Source organism: Streptomyces chisholmiae (assembly GCF_031845445.1).
Taxonomy (GTDB): domain Bacteria; phylum Actinomycetota; class Actinomycetes; order Streptomycetales; family Streptomycetaceae; genus Streptomyces; species Streptomyces chisholmiae.
Window position 1 is genome coordinate 1 of sequence record NZ_JAVREO010000005.1, and the last position, 16,501, is coordinate 16,501.

General features: G+C 65.3%; 12 protein-coding genes and 4 pseudogenes. 5 read left to right on the plus strand and 11 right to left on the minus strand.

Going from position 1 to position 16,501, the window contains the following annotated elements:
- Positions 1–93: pseudogene (locus RM844_RS09615) on the plus strand (transposase); the annotation flags it as partial.
- 264 nt (positions 94–357) lie between these two features.
- Here RM844_RS09615 and dndE read toward each other — a convergent pair.
- The 4 genes from dndE to dndB are packed head-to-tail and all read right to left on the minus strand — an operon-like array spanning position 358 to position 5,215.
- On the minus strand, positions 358–735 hold the full coding sequence (gene dndE / locus RM844_RS09620) for a DNA sulfur modification protein DndE (RefSeq protein WP_311666585.1): 378 nt from the start codon (positions 733–735) through the stop codon (positions 358–360).
- A complete protein-coding gene (gene dndD, locus RM844_RS09625) occupies positions 725–2,716 on the minus strand; it encodes a DNA sulfur modification protein DndD (RefSeq protein ID WP_311666586.1) in 1,992 nt (663 codons plus the stop codon). Before dndD ends, dndE begins: the two co-directional genes overlap by 11 nt.
- Positions 2,703–4,199: a DNA phosphorothioation system sulfurtransferase DndC gene (gene dndC / locus RM844_RS09630; protein WP_311666587.1), complete on the minus strand. Its 1,497-nt coding sequence runs from the start codon at positions 4,197–4,199 to the stop codon at positions 2,703–2,705. Before dndC ends, dndD begins: the two co-directional genes overlap by 14 nt.
- Positions 4,196–5,215, minus strand: coding sequence for a DNA sulfur modification protein DndB (gene dndB / locus RM844_RS09635; protein ID WP_394814482.1), 1,020 nt, complete (start codon positions 5,213–5,215; stop codon positions 4,196–4,198). The genes dndC and dndB overlap by 4 nt, the downstream gene beginning before the upstream one ends.
- A 175-nt stretch (positions 5,216–5,390) precedes the next feature.
- Between dndB and dndA the strand changes: the two genes are divergently transcribed.
- The gene (dndA, locus tag RM844_RS09640; RefSeq protein ID WP_311666589.1) at positions 5,391–6,524 is read left to right on the plus strand and encodes a cysteine desulfurase DndA; all 1,134 of its coding nucleotides are present in this window, start codon (positions 5,391–5,393) and stop codon (positions 6,522–6,524) included.
- 12 nt (positions 6,525–6,536) lie between these two features.
- On the opposite strand, the gene RM844_RS09645 is transcribed toward dndA, so the two are convergent.
- From RM844_RS09645 to RM844_RS09675, 7 genes and pseudogenes are all read right to left on the minus strand, one after another.
- Positions 6,537–7,979, minus strand: a complete 1,443-nt coding sequence (locus RM844_RS09645) for a DNA phosphorothioation-associated putative methyltransferase (RefSeq protein WP_311666590.1) — start codon at positions 7,977–7,979, stop codon at positions 6,537–6,539.
- A 200-nt stretch (positions 7,980–8,179) separates the two neighbouring features.
- Complete coding sequence (locus RM844_RS09650; RefSeq protein WP_311666591.1) at positions 8,180–8,749, minus strand: DnaB-like helicase N-terminal domain-containing protein; 570 nt, start codon at positions 8,747–8,749, stop codon at positions 8,180–8,182.
- Between the two features lie 28 nt (positions 8,750–8,777).
- On the minus strand, positions 8,778–9,134 hold the full coding sequence (locus RM844_RS33510) for a DnaB-like helicase N-terminal domain-containing protein (protein ID WP_394814471.1): 357 nt from the start codon (positions 9,132–9,134) through the stop codon (positions 8,778–8,780).
- Between the two features lie 26 nt (positions 9,135–9,160).
- Positions 9,161–10,979 (minus strand): annotated as a pseudogene (locus tag RM844_RS33515) (hypothetical protein).
- Positions 10,946–12,196: pseudogene (locus RM844_RS09665) on the minus strand (AAA family ATPase). Before RM844_RS09665 ends, RM844_RS33515 begins: the two co-directional pseudogenes overlap by 34 nt.
- A gap of 67 nt (positions 12,197–12,263) precedes the next feature.
- Positions 12,264–13,430 (minus strand): annotated as a pseudogene (locus RM844_RS09670) (DNA cytosine methyltransferase).
- Positions 13,431–13,710: 280 nt separating this feature from the next.
- Positions 13,711–14,526, minus strand: coding sequence for an IS5 family transposase (locus tag RM844_RS09675; RefSeq protein WP_394814472.1), 816 nt, complete (start codon positions 14,524–14,526; stop codon positions 13,711–13,713).
- Positions 14,527–14,903: 377 nt separating this feature from the next.
- On the opposite strand from RM844_RS09675, the gene RM844_RS09680 reads away from it, so the two are divergent.
- Genes RM844_RS09680 through RM844_RS09690 form a run of 3 tightly spaced genes read left to right on the plus strand, consistent with a single transcriptional unit; the run spans position 14,904 to position 16,456 of the window.
- The gene (locus RM844_RS09680; protein WP_311666594.1) at positions 14,904–15,176 is read left to right on the plus strand and encodes a helix-turn-helix transcriptional regulator; all 273 of its coding nucleotides are present in this window, start codon (positions 14,904–14,906) and stop codon (positions 15,174–15,176) included.
- A gap of 5 nt (positions 15,177–15,181) precedes the next feature.
- The gene (locus RM844_RS09685) at positions 15,182–15,442 is read left to right on the plus strand and encodes a hypothetical protein (protein ID WP_311666595.1); all 261 of its coding nucleotides are present in this window, start codon (positions 15,182–15,184) and stop codon (positions 15,440–15,442) included.
- Between the two features lie 36 nt (positions 15,443–15,478).
- Positions 15,479–16,456 carry a tyrosine-type recombinase/integrase gene (locus RM844_RS09690; RefSeq protein WP_311666596.1) on the plus strand — a complete coding sequence of 326 codons (978 nt, stop codon included), beginning with the start codon at positions 15,479–15,481 and terminating at the stop codon, positions 16,454–16,456.
- Positions 16,457–16,501 lie beyond the last annotated feature (45 nt).

The window sequence follows — 16,501 nt, forward strand, 5'->3', positions numbered from 1 at the left end:
CGCATCCGACGTGGCCTACGGCACATCCAGTACCGCAGCGACCTGATAGACGGCTGCCTCGCCGAGACCGGCCTGACCATCCGGCCCACCTGAGCAACCATGCGACATCACGAGTTCAACCTCAGTAATTCGCAAGACCGAACGGCTCAATGCGCTACTCCTCGCCTACGCGCGAAGAGCGGAGAACACGCATACCGACATGAGTCAGTTCAATGATCTCCGGCACTGCTGGGCAGTTCACTCGCTCGTTCACGCGTGAACTACCCAACGGAAACTGAAAGGCTGTGGGTGCGCGTCTAGCAGACGCGCACCCACAGCTTGCGCGGACGATACCGGGATTGCCGTGACGCTCCTGCGTCACGCCGCGGCGGTGGCCACCAATTCGCGGATCGTCCGTACGTCCTTGTTACCTGCCAAGTAGCCGATGCCGCGGTGCAGGTGCACGATAAGAGTGCGGCCGAGCGACTTGTCATCGAGGGGAAGGCCGTCACTAGCGCAGCGCTGTTTGAGGAGCACAAGGTAAATGTGGGATTGCGCGCCGGCGAAGGTGCTCCAGTCCATCTCCACGTTGGAGTCGGTGGTGATCTCCTTGACAAGAGGGGTGGATGGGTCGCGGAGTGAGACCACGAGGGCCCATCGGCAGAGCACATTCCAGTGCTTGATGCCGGTGGTGCGCTTGAGGCGGACTAGTTGGTCGCGTGCGGTCTGGGAGAGACGGATGGTATCAAGCGACATGCGCTGCTCCGGCAGTCCACCAATACCCGGGTTCCACGGAGGTGGTGAACGTGGTGTCGTCGTGGGACAGGGTGTAGGTGCGAGTGATGGATGGCTCAAGCCGCTCAAAGAGATGCTCGTCGATCTCCTCGTCCGTGGAGAGCAGCAGAACCTGGCGGCTCGCGTTGGGAAAGTATCGGTCGACGAGATGCTCGCGATGACGGCTGTCCAGGCGGCCGAGTGGGGTGTCGATGACGCTCGGCAGCCGGTTGCCGGCCACGCGCGCGAGTCCCCAAAGCAAGGAGACGGCCAGGAGCTGACGTTCGCCGGCGCTCAGTCGCCCAGAGTCGAGGGGATCACCATCTGCGCCGATGAGTGTGAGCTGGAACCTCTCGGTGTCGATACTGAGGTTCTTCACGAGCCCGTTCTTACGCATCAGTTGGCCAAAGCTCTCCAGGACAGCGACCTCGAGCTTGGCAATGCGTCGGTGCAGCAGTAGGTCCTTGAATTTCCCCATTACAGCGCGCTGCCGCTTACAGTGGTCGGTGATCCGCCGGATCTCCTCTTCCCGCACAAGACTCTGGACACGCTCATCGTGGGCACGTTCGAGCCGTTGGTTGAGGCCGACCCGCCGGTTCTTGCTTGTCTCGTAGCCCTCGACCGCCTTTTCGAGCTCCGCCTCGGCACGTCGTAGGGCATCGCGTGCGTTGTCACGTTCCTCAAGCCGGGAGGCAATGAGGTCCGCCTCGGGTACACCAGCCAGCTGGCGTTCAAGGTCCTCCAGCGCAGATGCTTGCTCGCCGGCTTGCTCGAGAAGTTCCTCGGCGCGGCGCTGTTCGAGCTCGATAACCGAGTCGATCGCAGTGAGCTGGGCCATGCCCTCCGGGGAGAGGTTTAGAATGCGCTCGGCATGCATGGCGATCTCTCGGTCGCGCCGGTCAGTTTTGAGGTGCTCCGACAGCAGCTGCCGCTCACGCTCACCGAGCACTTGGCCGAACTGATCCATGAGCCGTTGGTCTCGACTAATGAGCACGTCGAGTACTTGCGCCGCCGTGTTCGCTTCTTCCTCAATGATGGCCTGTTTACGCAATCCGCTGATCTGGTCAGCTACCAGTTGCAGCGGGAGAGCGCCCGCCGCGAGGCTGATCAATGCCTCTTCCGTTGCCTCTAGCTGCTTGGCCACTTCGGTGTGCCGCTGCTCCAGTTCGGCACGGCGGTTGTACAGCACGCCGCCGTCCCTTTCGAAGGCGTGCTCAGCGTCCTCCAGCTTGCGCTTGGCGCGGTCGACATCTGAGCGGAGCTTGGCGGCTCGATCCTTGGCGTGATCCACCTCCTGTTCGATGGCCTTGATCTGCTCTTCCAGCTCTCGGATCTGCCCCAGTGCCTCTTGGTCGGCTTCGGTGAGCTTGGTTCGCCGCTCGAGGGCGAGAAGGTCAGTGCTGAGCTGTTCGGCGGTGTTCACTCCAAGCAGCGAGTAGACGGCGGACCGGATTACCGCAGAGGCACGGTCGGGATCGGCGAGGGACTCAACCTTCTCGCCGTCGAAGAAGAAAAGGGAGCCGATCTCGAGAGGGAGAAGGTCCTCAACATGGTCGGCCCATCCTTCGCTGATGGCCTTCTGGAACTTTCCATCGACCTTCACGATGACGTACTCGTGCAAGGTCTTTCCGCTCATAGACCAACTGCGGATCAACTTGTACAGACGTTCTTCGCCTTCGACGGTGATCGAGAACTCAAGGGTGATGGCGGCCCCGCCCTTGGGATCAGCCTCGCGATTAATGGACTCGCGTAGGAACGTCTCGTAGGAGCGATTGCCTCGGCCACTGCAGCGTGCGCGAGGGCCGTAGAGCACGAGTTGGATGGCATCGAGCAGCGTGGTCTTGCCACAGCCATTCAAGCCGCCGACCAGCACCACCGGCTTGCCAGGGTGGATGGTCAGGTCAAGGCTCTGCGTTCCTCGGTAGGCTCCGAAGTCTTGGAGCGTGATGTTATGCAGGAGCATCGGCGTTCTCGTCGTCCTTGGTGAGTGACAGCTGTGCGGTGGCCTCGTCGCGCAGCTGCTTCTTGCGTAGAGCGAAGGCGTGTGCGTCTTCCTTGCCGTCGAAGAAGCCTCGCGTGATAGCCGTTTCGAGGGCCTCGAACAGTCCTGCTCGGCGGGTCATGGTGCGGAACTTGCGCTCCACAGCCAGGAGCTCGCGAGCGGTCCCAAAGAGGAGTTCGTCGCCCTCGCATGCCTCGCGCAGCAGCTCGATCTCGTCCGCGCCGATGGCCAGGTGCTCGTCGAGGGGGCGGCCGGGGAAGTCCTCGCCTGTCTCCTCCTTGTAGATGCGAGGAAGCAAGTCCTCAACCTCATGCTTCTCGAAGACCCAGATGCGGCGAATCTCGTGCAGTTCGGGCATGGTGATCAGTTCGATGCCACGCACGTGCTCCGGGGCGTTCTGACGGATCCAGGTCTGAGCCTGGAGCAGCTCTCGCAGCCAGGTCTCTCGGGATTGCTGTGTGTAGGGGCCGTGGACGATCCGGTCCCCGAAGAGCTGGACCTTGCCGTTCATCTTGCGGAAGTCGCGCAGGTGGGCGTCGTCGGCTACGTCCAGCTTGTTGCGAAGGTCCAGGAGCGGTTGCATCCACTCCTTCTCCTCGTCGTTCTGGATCATGGCAGCCATGGACTTGTCCTGCTCCACCAGCGTGCAGGTCCAGCAGCCGAAGCGGCTGTCACCGCACGAGGGCGTGGTGTCGTCCACCACGAGAGGACATTCAGAGTCCTCCGAGGCCGACTGATACATGGTCAGCAGGTCCTTGTTGGAGTATCCCCAAGGGTTGTCCTGCTGCATGAGGAAGGTCCAGACCTCGTCGTTGGACCAGTCCTCGATGGGGCTATAGACGAGTGAGTTCGGTAGGTTACCATTCGGCGACAGACGGTCACGTACCCGCCTTTTCTCATGCTTGGCCATCGTCTTGGCGCGGATCTGGCTCTCTTGCTTCCGGATGCCCAACACCAGGATCGCCTCGCCATGGCGCCGGACGACGCTTCGGATGAACTTGTTGGATGGCTTGATCTTCATCCGCTCGGTGCACCAGCGGAACTTGGGACGTGGCGCGGGGTAGCCTCGCCCGATCAGGCCAACCCAGAAGGTGTCTTTGACCTCGGGGGTCAGCCTGTGGGGTTCGATGGGCAGCTCCTGGGCAGCAGCGGCTTGGCCCATCGTGTCCAGCGACTGGGTGACCCAGGAGGCGACAATGGGGTTCTCGACGAGCGTGTCCGTGGAGATGACGTAGACGCGCTTGGTGCGCTGTTCCGCGGGCAGTTCCTTCAGCGCGAGCCACACGAGCTGGAGTACGGCAGTGGAGTCCTTGCCTCCGCTGTAGCCGATGACCCAGGGCACTTGGTCTGCGGTATAGAGCTCGCGGATCTCCGCGGTGAGCTCTGCGACTGCATCGTTGAGGCTGCTGCCGGCGAATAGAGCGTCTCGGGTCAGGGTACTCATGCCTCTCCTCGCTGGTAGGCGTCCTCGGCGCGTTGCTCTTCTGGGCTGAGCGGGAGACCGAGCGCACGCCGCAGATAGTTCACGGTCAAGGTGACCTGTGTGTGGCTCTTCGAGACGCGGCCGCCGATGATCGCTCGCCCTTCCCAAGCAGGGTTCGACCTCGACCAGTCAACCGCTGACAGGCCTTCAAGGCGGGGACCCCACGCCCGGGGATCAACCGAGTCTCGCAGCAGGGTGTTCCCGACGCGTCCCAGTGCGTGCAGGGCGATGCCGTGGCTGTGGATGTACTCACGACGCACCTCAGGCGCGGTCATGGCCCGCTTGCGAACCATCTGCCACTCCGCGAGCAGCATGTCGATTCGTTCCCAGAAGGCCTGAGCCACGTCCTGAGCTGCCTTCTTCTCCAGCTTCAGACCGTGCAGGAGGGACTGGTTGGCCGAGTGAAGAGCACTGAGCGTGAATAGTTTACTGGAGCGCGCGGACAGCGTGCTGCTGGCCATCTCCACATGGTGCTTGAACACTGGTGACTTGAGAGCCAGGAGCCTGGTCAGCGCGGCAAGATCGTCCCTTTGGTCATACAGCACGCCGATGGAGCGTGAGGGGCGAACTGCGTGGCGGTTCAGGTCAGCGAACATCTGCTGAGAGCGCGCGAGCCCGGCATCGTGGAAGAAGACGACGGCGATTGTCTCGTCCCCGAGGTCCGGGTTGTCCTTCAGTGCGAGCTCGATGGCGGCGCGTCGATGCTGGCCATCGTTGATCAGGAAGCGTGCGGCCATGGGCACGCGGATCTGGCCGGCCCGCGTCGCCACGCCCTCACCCCCGATGCTCTCGAAGGTAACGTCACCGTCGACGGATGCAGTAAGAGCACTGAACACGTAATCATCGGGATTGTCCAGAATGTACCGAGTCAGAGCTGGTAGCCGCCCCTTGTTCAAGACTCGCTGGGCGCGCACTTCGGGAGCGATCTCGCCCTCATCGAAGAGAAAGATCCTGGGGATCAGTCGCAGAGGGCACATCGAGACGAAGTACTCACGACCTGCCTGCAGCCCGCGAATGGCAGGGAAGACATACTCGAACCCGATCGATGTCGTGTCGCCTGCCACCGGCGCTCCTTCCCCCTCAACGATACCTGAACGTGCTGTACGTTATCTCACAGACGTACCAACGTGAAGTTCGGGGAGAGAGCTCAGCATGCCGACGTACTTGGACGCAGCCGCAACCACACGTGTCGATCCACGCGTCGCCGAGGTCGTCTTGCACTGGATGACCGAAGAGTTCGGCAACGCAGGGAGCCGCACGCACGACTACGGCAACCGCGCCAAGAAGGCTGTTCAACGAGCGCGCGAGCAGCTCGCCACCCAACTCAATGCCCGTGCAGACGAGTTGATCTTCACGAGTGGTGCTACCGAGAGTAACAACATCGCGTTGCTGGGGCTCGCTCCGCATGGCCACGAAGTCAATCGCCGGCACATCATCAGCTCCGCCATCGAACACAAGGCAGTCATCGAGCCCTTGGAGTACCTCCAGTCCCGCGGCTTCGACGTCGACTTCATCAAGCCAGACAGCACCGGCAGGATCAGTGTCAACGCCGTCCTTGAGCGGCTTCGCCCAGAGACACTGTTGGTGTCCTTGATGCACGTGAACAACGAAACGGGGGTCATCCAGCCCGTCGCCGAACTCGCCCGTCACCTCCGGGAGACGTCCACCTACCTACACGTCGACGCAGCACAGGGCTTCGCGAAACTACCCGAGGACCTGACGGCACCGATCGACATGATCAGCATCAGCGGACACAAGATCGGCGCTCCTAAGGGGATCGGCGCGCTGCTCATCCGGCGCAGAGGCTGGAATCGCGTGCCCCTGCAGCCCATCATGTTCGGCGGCGGACAGGAACGGAAGCTGCGCCCCGGCACGCTACCGGTGCCCCTGGTGGTCGGACTCGCCAAGGCGGAAGAGGTCTTCCGCACAGAGCGTGATCAATGGATGATGGGAGCTCGGAAGGTCCGCGAGCAGATCCTGACCGCGTTTACTGAGATCCGGTATCACCTCAACGGCGACTCCGACCACGCTGTCCCGCACATCCTCAACGTCTCATTCGAGGGCGTGGATGCCGAAGCTCTCATCGTGAAGCTCAGGAACATCGCCGCGGTGGCCACGGGTTCAGCGTGCACCAGCGCCTCGTACACGCCCAGCCACGTCCTTACCGCCATGGGCCTGCAGGAGAAGATCGCTTCGAACGGTCTGCGCTTGTCCTGGTTCCCTTCCCAGACGGACGATCTGGATCCGGGACAGATCGCTGCGGCCGTGCGCTCACTTCAAGACTAATCCAGCCCTGGTTCACGGCAGTGGCCCGGCACGGCGCACCAAGCGATGGCCACGCAACGCGCGCCCACAGCGCACCAGTTCACCCTCCCAGCCCTGCTCTGTCCTGATGAGGTGCGGGTGCTCGTACAGGCCCGCGCGAACTTCGGCTTCGGTGAGCCGGCTGTACTTGGGCACGTCCGGGTCGTCGGCGGCCAGGAACTCGTGCTTGCGGTGCAGCAGGGGACGGTTCTGGCAGTCCTCGTAGGAGACGTAGGTGGTGTCCAGGCTCTTCATCTCCACGGTGTAGGAAGATGCGAGCTTCGGGTGGGGGTCCGTGTCGAACTCGGGGTAGTCAAGCCAGCTCACCGCCCTGCCTTGGTGCCGTAGCTTGACCACCGTCCAGCCATCTGCGCGGCCGGCCGCGATGGCTGCGCAGTGCTCGTAGAGGCGCAGCACGGTGGGGATCTGGTCGACCGCGCGACGGTGGACGTACAGCGCCGTAGGTGTGAGCTTCCCGGCCTTGGATGCGCGCATGGCTCCGCGTACGTAGGTGTCGTCGCGCAGTTTGAGTAACAGGCGGTCAGCCCGTTTGCACGCTTCCGCGTATGAGGAGAAGCAGGCTCGGATGTCCAGTTGCACAGTCAGCGGCAAGCTCCCGAACGGGCCACGTCCGTTGAACAGTTCCACCGCGAGGAACAGCAGCGTGTTGAGTGTCGTGCGGGTGACGCCAGCTGCGATCTTGCCTGCGTCGGCGGTGCGGCGCACCAAGCGCTGGAGGTCGGAGAGACTCAGGTGGCCAAGAAGCATCGCCAGAGGGTCTGGCATCTCTTCCAGACGTGGAAGGCGGCCGCGACGCTCGGTGTAATCAACGACTGCGGCGATCGCGGAGGCGGTGTCGCCGGAGGCCATCCACTCGGCATCGGGGACGATCCTGCGCGCCAGGAAAGCGATGCGTGCCGCGTCTTCCCTGAACGCGTAGACGACGCCCGGAGCAGCCGAGACGCAGCGAACGTCGGTGACCTCCTGGACGAACTCGCGAAGCTCACTCGGGCTGTAGAGGTGCTGGAAGGTCTGGCGGCTGGTGAGCACCCCGTCCGCGTACTCCTTGCCACGGACCTTGTATCGTTCCCAGGTCAGCCGAGCGGAGACAATCAGGATGGAACGGGCGAGCTCCCAGGCGTGCGACAACGTGGCGCGGCGCTCCTCCTGGTCCTCGATCACGTTGAGCACATACGTGAGGAGTACAGCGTCGGATGCGGTCTGTAGCCCCTCAGGAAAGAAGTGAGGATCCCATCCACTGATGTTGATGTGCATCCGCCGGAGACTGCGGACATCTTCGCCTCGGCCGCAACCGTAGTCCAAGGCGCTCATTCCAGGACGAATCTGGCCGTCTACCACGGCCTGACGTGCGGGGCCTGAGAGCCTGGCGCGCGCAATCGCTGTCAAGGGTCGCTCGCTGCCCCATCCTGCTGACATGCCACTCCGACAAGGCTGATTGCTCGGTCTGCCACCTTGGCAAGTAACTCTAAGCTGCGGCGAACGCCACGGCCGAGACGAGTTCACCCATCGTCGTGGCAACAACCTGCTGATCGCGCAGCGAGGTCGTACTCTCCGCGGCTGATGTACGAACGCGGGGCGGGTCAATGCGGCGTGCCCTCCTCGGACCTTCCCAGCGCTCAAGCGGCCTGGCCGCGCATTCCTCGTTCAGAAACCGTTGGCCCAGCGCGCAGTTGTTGAACTGGGCGGCTGGGTGTTCGCCAGCGGTGGTGGAGCTGGATGAGTGGTTGGAAAGCGAGCTCCATCGCTGCGATCAACGCTCCCTCAGGGAAGGTGGAGTCAGCGGTGAGTGCCTTGATGGCGTGAGCGACATCGCTGGCGGCTCGTTGGAAGGCGGCTTGGAGGAGTCGGTCGTCTCGTTGATGGGGGTCGTCGGTGGTGGGGGTGGTGATGTGGTCGATGGTGAGGTGGTGGGCGGGGGCTCCGTGGTGTCGGGCTTCCCAGGCGAGGGTGAGCGGATCGATGGGTTCGCTGCAGTGGTGGAGGGCGGCGAGGCTGCGGTAGAGGAGTTGGTGTCGGGGGTTGGTGAGGTCGTCGGGGTGGAGACGCCGGGTGACTGCGGGGATGTGCTGGGGGTGGCTGGCCAGGCTGTCGAGGAAGTGGGCTTCGTCGTCTTGTTGGGTGGGGGACTGACGGCGGGTGTGGTGGGTGCGGGCAGGTGGTCGGGGCGGGGGCCAGTGGTGCCCCATCGGTGGGTGGCGCGCCGGAGGGCGTTGGTTAGTTCGCGGGTGGCCGCCAGGGTGTTGGTGGCGCCGAGGTTGCCGGCTGCTTCCACACGGGCCGTGGTGGCGAGGCGGGCGAGGTCGCGGCGGATGGAGGCCGCGAGCACCATGCGGGGTAGGCGTGGTCCGGGTTGGGGCAGCGTTCGGCTGACAGTGACTGGGCTTGGTGGGGAGCCCTGCCGCTGGTGGGTTGGTTGGTGAGGTGGCGGTAGTGCTCCCGGTGGGTGGCGTCGGCGAAGTCGTCTGGGCGCAGGAGCTTGGCGATGTCGGGTACGTGGTCGGGGCAGGTGTGGAGGGCAGCGAAGAGAGCTTGCTCGGCGTAGAGCTCGAGGTCGCCGTTGGGGAAGTTCATGGCGCACCGGTCGGGGGAGGTCGCGTTCAGTGGCGTTGTGCTCGGCGGACGGCGTTGGTGGCGGCTTTGGCGATGGTGGTGGCGGCGTGGGTGGGGTTGGCGAGTTGGACGAGGGTGGTGTCGGGGAGGAGGGGGTTGGGGGTGGGGGTCGAAGGCGAGCCAGAGGATGGCGCAGCCGGTGGTGCGCAGGGTGGTGATGCGGGTTTGGGCGCGTCGGCGTTCGACGTCGCTGTAGCGGCCGTCAGAGGCGATGACGAGGAGGCGGCCGGTGCCGGGGGTGGTGAGGTTGAGGCCGGCGGTGAGGGCGTCGATGGCGTCGGCGAGGTTGTGGCTGCCGCCTTTGGCGGTGAGTTGGGTGACGTCTCGTGGGGCGCGGCCGGGGGCGGTGATGGCGGTGAGGGTGGAGTGGTAGGCGATGGTGGCGGTGCGGGAGTCGGGGTCGGTGAGGGCGGCGGCGCTGGCGAGGATCCAGGCGGCGGAGGCGATGGGCTGGGTGGCTTTCGCCATGGAGTAGGAGACGTCGACGGCAATGCCGACGCGGAGGGGTGGCGTGGGGGTGGGTTGGTAGACGGTGCGTCGCCAGGGGGTTGCGGTGGGGGTGGCGCCGGCGGCGAGTTGGGCGTCGAGGGCGAGTGCTTGGCGCATGTCGAGGCGGCCGGGCGGGCTGGGGAGGGAAACGTGGGTGGTAGTGCGTTCGCGGTAGGCGGCGGCGCGTAGTGCCCGGGCTAGCCTCCCGGCGGCGGCCTTCTAGGCTGTTGTAGGCGGGCGGGTGCCGGTGACCGGTGGTGGGTCGGGGAAGTCGGGTGGCTGCGGGCTGGGGTTGTTGGGGTGCCTGACGTTGGTGAAGACCTCTCGGGCTACCTTCGCCGCGTGCCTAGCCTGCTCGGTTTGGGCGGCTCGGGCTTGGCGTCGTGCCGTGCGGGCGGCGCGGGCGTGGTCCTGGAGATCGGCTTCCTCGGCGTCGTTGACGGTGATGCGGATCGCGACCTGGCGGATGGCTTCGGCCAGTTGGCCGCGGCGTGCTGTGGGGTCAGGAGCTGGTTCGCGTTCGTGGGGATCGGCGGCCAGGGCGTCGCACCAGGCGGTGGCGTGCCGCAGCATGCCGGGGATGTCGTCGGCGGCGGCGGCGGCGGTGCGCGCGGCGGTCCATATGTTCTGGAGAGTGTGGAGGAGGTTCACGCCGAGGACGGTGGTGACGACGTTCTCGAGGTGTCGGGTTTCATCTGGAGCGAGGACCCCGGCGTCGCGGCGGGCGAGGATGAGGCCGGCGACCCACGCGGCGTGCCAGGTGTCGGTGGGGGGTGTCGCGGGTGATGTCCGCAAGGATCGGGCTCTGGACGGCGGTGCGGAGGAAACGTCCGTCCTGGGGGCGCCGTCGGAGGTGGGCGTGTTCGGCGCGGGCTTCTTCGAGCAGCCCGGCTGCCGCGCCCTGGGCGGTTCGGTGCAGGGTGGGCGGGATGGTCCATCGGCTGTGGGCGGCGTGGGCGACTTCGTGGTTGAAGACGCCCCAGGCCGCGGGGTAGCGCTCTTCGTCCCCGGGCCGGGAGGGGTCGATGCTGGTGGAGTCGAGCGGGGTGAACAGGTCGCTTCTGATTTCGAGTTCGGCACGGGGTGGGGAGAAGGCGGCGGGGCGCCGGAGTGGGTCTGGTGGCGGCAGGTGACGATGACGTCGTCGCGGTCGGCGAGGTCGGGCAGCCGCTTGGAGAGGGCCGCGCTGATGCGCAGCCACTGCTGGTCCAGCCGGCGCAGGCTGTGGGCTTCTGGGGCACCGCCGTCGTCCTCCCAGCGGGCCTGGTCGCGGTCGTCGTCGGTCAGCGGCGGCGTGCGGGCGAGGTGGGTGGACATGGCGGCGGTGGGGTGCCTTTCCGGGGCAGGCCAGGGCTGGTGGAGGGGGGGAGCTGGCGGCCGAGCGCGAGGGGCTCGATGTGGTTGCCGACCGCGTTGGTGACGATTTTGGCGACGATCTCGCGGTCCTCGGGCGGGGCGATGCCGACGAAGTTGGCGAAGGCGACATCGGCGCCGAGGACGCCTGAGATCTTCTGGAAGGCCAGCAGCTCGCGCAGTTGGGGCGCCCATCCGATCTCGTCGTTCTCTCGGCGCTGGGCGAGGTTGCGGGCGACGCGGACGGCGGTGAGGTCGATCACCAGCGATGCGGCGAGGTCGTAGTCGAGGTCACCTGGATCTGGACGGCGAACCGGCTGGCGAGGGCTTCGGTGAGAACCGCGCAGTGGACGCCGGGATTGTGTCCGGCGATCACGTAGAAGCCGGGCGCGGCGGTGATCGTCTCGCCGCGATGGGCTTTGACCTGGATCTGGCGGCGGCCGTCCATCGCGGGATACAGGGCGGCTAGGACCTTCAGTGAGATCAGGGTCGCGTCGTCGATCAGGAGGGCTCGGCCTTCGGTCACGGCGACGATGAGCGGGCCGTAGACGAACTCGTATCCGCCGTTGTCGCTTTGGGTGTACTCCCCCACGGGATCGCCGACAGTGGTGTCACCATCTCCCGCGACGGTGATCAGGTCCGGGAAGGCGGCCTCGACGAGCGAGGTCTTGCCTGTCCCGGGCGGCCCGTACAGCAGGACCGGCACGTCGGCTTGCCTCAGCCGGCGCAACGCCTCCACGTCCGGCATGCGCGCCAGGGCTCGCGAGTGGTACTGCTGGCCGTTGGGCCACGTGATCGGACTACCGTCCGTGACCGGAGGCAGCTGCTTGGCCGGGCTCGCGGCAGGGCTGGCGGGTGTCGGTGGAGCGCCTCGGGGCCTGTCGTGCGGCGGCGGCCGTCAAGGCCGTGGCCTGGTAGCGGCGGGGAGTGGAGCCGACGCGTTCGGCTTCGCCGCAGTCGGTCAGGGTCTCGCAGGCGTTGCCGATCGCGCCGGTCGAGTGACCCAGCAGCCTGGCCAGTTCCGTCACGCTGAAGCGCTCCGCCGCGTCGTCGGCCAGAACCTTGGCGACGGCGGCTCGAAGCTCGCCGGGGCGTGCCTTCGCGCTCGGTGACGTCGACGGTGAGCTGGAAGTTTCCTTGCCGGGGGAAGCGGGTGAGCGTGGCGAGGAAGGGCTGGTCATCGGTGAAAGGTCCCTATCGAGGTGCCGGTGGTCGCGCACAGGGCAGGTGGGTGGTGCCGGGGGCTCGTCACGCGGCGAGGGTGAAGTCGTCCCGTGTCACGTGCGGACTGAGCAAGTGGCGGGCCAGGAGGGGTGGCACCGCGTTGCCGATCTGGGTGAACTGCTGCCCCTTGGTCCCCTGCCATGGGTAGTCGGGCGGGAAGGACTGCAGGACTCCGGCCTCGGCTGCGGTGATGGCCACGCGCGAGGGCGGGGTGGTGGCGGTGCTGTCTGGTGGGGTGGTGCTGATCCAGATGCACTCGTTGACGCGCCCCCCGAAGAAGAGGGTGGAGGCTGGCTGGTCGAGCGAGCGGACTGCGGCGTTGGCCTGGTTGTTGCTGCGCAGCGCCCAGCGCGCGTCGTCGTGCGCGGCGGCAGTGGGCCGGGGTCGCCAGGCCCCGTGCCGAGCAGCGCGACTGAGGATGGTGCGTGAGCCGCTGAAGAAGGGTTCGGGGCCGCCGGTGTCCGTTCCGCCGGCGCAGATAGTGGGGACAGGACGGCCGGTCGCGCCCCAGCCGAGGGCGTCCGCCATGAATACCCAGCAGGCACGTCGCGGCCCGAACAAGGGCGCGGGCTCGGCGTGTTCGGCATGGGGTGGGTTGTGGTGGTGTGGCTGTGCGGGTGCGGGAGGCGATCAGGATGGCCCGGCGGCGGATCTGCGGGACGCCGAAGTCGGCCGCGTTGAGAACGCCGCTCCAGGCGGAGAATCCCCAGGCACGCAGGATGTGCGCGTACTGCGCCCACAGCGGCGCGACGGCGGGAACTTCCTCCATGACCACCCAGTCGGGGCGGCCGTGGCGGTTGAGGGCGGCGAGGTAGCGCATGGGTTCGGCAGCGAGAAGGGAACGGGGATCAGCGCAGGCTGCGAGTAGCTATCACGGGTATCGCGCCCGGTGGCGAGGTCGGCGACGGCCTGGTGGGCGTGCTGCTGATCGCGAAGACCAAGGCGTTTGCCTGCGGTGCTCCAGGCCTGACATCGAGGTGAGGCGATCAGACCGGTGACCTGGTCGACGAAGGGCCAGGTGGGGTAGGTGGTGACGTCGGCACGGATGGTGAGGTGCCGGGCGGCGGCCCGGGTGGCGCACGCGGCGACATCCCGTTCGAGACCCACGTCGCGGTGGCCGAGGGCTGTGAGGCCGGTCGACCAGCCGCCCGGTCCGTTGTGACGGCAAACGCCGTGTCCCACGCAGGTCATGTCGCTTTACACGTGGGTCGAGAGTCCCTAGTCGCGTCGCGTTACAGCGAGGCATGTTGCCCCCTTTATCCTGCACGGCTGCGTGAGCGAGATCACGTCTGCGTGGGGGTGCTACGTCAGATGGAACGATAAGTGAAGGTGTGGGTTCAGGCACAGGGGCCTTCCGTGTAGAGGGCGTTGGGGAGATCAGTGGTGCCGATGGCGGGGGGCCGTTCACGGGTGCCGCTGGCCTGTGGTTTCCCAGCCGGCTCAAGGTCATTTCTAAGAGCTCGTAACACGATCATGGTGTGTGGTGTTTCAGGCGCCGCCAGCAGATGAGGCCGCTGGCGAGTGAGACGAGGGCGTTGTGTAGGTCGAGTCGGCGTTCCCAGCGGATGGTGAGGCGTTTGAACTGGTGGAGGAGGGCGAAGGTTTGGTCGACGACGTAGCGGAGCTTGCCCAGGCCCTTGATGCTCGGGCTTCCCTTGCGGGAGATGACTGGCAGGATGCGGCGTTTCCGCAGTTCATGACGGATGAGGTCGCTGTCGTAACCCTTGTCGCCCAAGAGGGCGTCAGGGCGCTTGCGCGGGTGTCCGACTCGACCGGCGACGGGCGGGACGCCGTCGACCAGGGCGAGGGTCTGCGTGACGTCGTTGACGTTGGCGGCGGTGGTGATCGCCTTCAGCGGTGTACGGTTCCCGTCGCAGATGAGGTTGTGCTTGCTGCCGGTTTTGCCTCGGTCGACCGGCGAGGGCCCGGTCACCTCGCCCCCTTTTTCGCCTTCACGTGGGAGGCATCCACGCAGGCTCGCGTCCAGTCGATCTTCCCGGGCCACGTTCAACTCGGCCAGGAGTATGCGGTGTAGCTGGTCGAAGACTCCGCGGGCCAACCTGCGCCAGCAGGTCTGACCGGAGCCGAAGCCCAGTTCCAGCGGCAGTTGTTGCCAGGAGATCTCGGTGTACAGCACGAACAGGATGCCTTGCAGACACCGCCGGTCGTCCACCGGCCGCGGGCCCGGTGACCGCTTGGGCCACTTCGGCAGCAGCGGCTCGATCACCGCCCACAACGCGTCGTCCACGATCCACGGCCTGTCGCTCACACCCCACGAATGGATCAATCCTCACACCGGACACGGCCACCAGCACCACATCACAAGATCGTGTTACAGGCTCAAAGGGAGTCGACGCATCACAGCTGAGAACTGTCTTGATCCGTTGGGGATGCGCCGCTGGCGGGCAGACCGGTCACTTCGATCTCTTCGACACTGCCGCAAGCCCCCCATGCACGCGCCAGGGCAATAGCTCCTTCACACCGCCCCCCGTGAAGTTCGCCTTCGGCAGACGGCAAAGCGTGAATTCCCTCCCGGACTGATGTCAAAGTACAACACCTGGCTGGCCAGCCTGCTAAATAGCGCAAATTCTCGGTCACCCCAAATCCAACGTTTTCAGGATCCTTACAGGGCCCAACAAGCCAAATATCGCCAGGGGTCTCGGAGTGAACGAGAAAGACGTCAGCGCTTCCACTACAGCATTTCTACCCCTTCCCAAAGCCGCCGAGTACCTCGGCATTTCACCAAATACCTTGTACATCTGGCGCCATCGACGCCAGGGGCCTCCGGGTTTCCGGATGGGACGTCGCGCCATGTACCGCATATCGTCACTCAACAAATGGATAGTCGAACAGGAGCGAGCTGATTCCCGCTCTAAGCGGTCGCTTGACCCGGTCAATCGGCGCGTGGAGCGTCGCACCTCCCGACGGTCAAACTGATATCCGTGGCGGGCTACGTAGAGGACCGGTGGCTGAAGAAGCGCCCCAACAAGGCCACCGGCAAGCGGGAACGCACAAAGCAGTGGGGGAAAGGGAAACGGTACCGGGTTAAGGGTATTCCGGGGGTTCGCGACCGTTCTTTCGAGACGAGCGAGGACGCCAAGAGTTGGCTCGCCGTCGCGAAGGCTGACAGCCGGCGTGAGGAGTTTCACGATCCCCGCGATGGGAGTATCCTCCTTGCCGACTACATCGAGCAGGAGTGGTGACCCAATCAGTCCTACGAGCCCTCGACGGAGGCGCCGATGCGTAGCCGTATCTGGAATCACATCATCCCACTGCTTGGCTCCACCGCGCTGATCGAGATTGATTCCGCCGCGCTCCGCTCCTTCAAGGCCGATTTGTTGTCTCGAGTGGCTGATTCATCACCAGAATTCATATGGATCCACTTGTCGAGCATCCTCACTGCTACTGTCGAGGACAAGCGCCTTCTCAAGCACCCGATGAAAGTGCACCGTTCAGTCAAACGTCCCAAGCGACAGGAGAAGAAGGCGAAGGCATGGTCTCGGCCCACGGTGGACGCGGTTCGAGCAGGTCTTCAGGAACGCTACCGCGTAGCCGTTGATCTCGGAGTCGGCCCAGGCCTACGCCAAGGCGAGGATTTCACACTGGATGAAAAGGACATCGACTTCGACCGCGGGGTCGTTCACGTGCGACGACAACTGCGGTGGGATAGCCGGGGAAGGCCATACTTCTGCCTACCCAGGGGAGGCAAGACACGCACCGTCCTGCTGCCGCCCAACCTGGCGCTCCGGATTCGCGAGCATCTCCGACGTTTTCCGGCAGTGGAGTGCACTCTGCCGTGGCGCAACCCCGAGCCTCCGAAGACCAAGGTGGAGGCTCGCCAACGAAAGCCGGTGATGGTGCGACTCCTCCTGAGCACCTCCCAGGGCAACCGGATCTTCTACAAGACCTGGAATGAACGCAGTTGGCGGCCTGCTCTGGCATCAGCAGGGGTAGTCCGGGTGGTCGGCGAGAAGACAGCTCGGCACGGCGGGCGCGTCCGACGCCACCCAGTCTTCGAGCGTTCTCGTGAGGACATGTTCCACGTCCTCAGGCGCACCTACGCCAGCGTGCAGCTTGAGGCGGGCGAGTCTGTCGTCAGCCTCTCCCAGTGGCTCGGCCATGCCTCACCCGCCATCACCCTGGAGCACTACGCTCACTTCATGCCCGGAGCCGGCCGCCGCAGCCTCGCCGCGATCGACATCTGGCTGGCAGCCTGAGCTACTGCGCCCTGAGGCACGGAAAGTCCCTGAGAAGTCCCTGCG

Bases quoted from the DNA above. Each gene is read 5' to 3' on its own strand.
- dndA (WP_311666589.1), top strand. From the start codon at position 5,391: ATGCCGACGTACTTGGACGCAGCCGCAACCACACGTGTCGATCCACGC.
- dndB (WP_394814482.1), bottom strand. From the start codon at position 5,215: ATGTGCCCTCTGCGACTGATCCCCAGGATCTTTCTCTTCGATGAGGGC.
- dndC (WP_311666587.1), bottom strand. From the start codon at position 4,199: ATGAGTACCCTGACCCGAGACGCTCTATTCGCCGGCAGCAGCCTCAAC.
- RM844_RS09690 (WP_311666596.1), top strand. From the start codon at position 15,479: ATGCGTAGCCGTATCTGGAATCACATCATCCCACTGCTTGGCTCCACC.
- RM844_RS09650 (WP_311666591.1), bottom strand. From the start codon at position 8,749: ATGGGGCACCACTGGCCCCCGCCCCGACCACCTGCCCGCACCCACCAC.
- dndE (WP_311666585.1), bottom strand. From the start codon at position 735: ATGTCGCTTGATACCATCCGTCTCTCCCAGACCGCACGCGACCAACTA.
- RM844_RS09645 (WP_311666590.1), bottom strand. From the start codon at position 7,979: ATGTCAGCAGGATGGGGCAGCGAGCGACCCTTGACAGCGATTGCGCGC.
- dndD (WP_311666586.1), bottom strand. From the start codon at position 2,716: ATGCTCCTGCATAACATCACGCTCCAAGACTTCGGAGCCTACCGAGGA.
- RM844_RS33510 (WP_394814471.1), bottom strand. From the start codon at position 9,134: ATGAACTTCCCCAACGGCGACCTCGAGCTCTACGCCGAGCAAGCTCTC.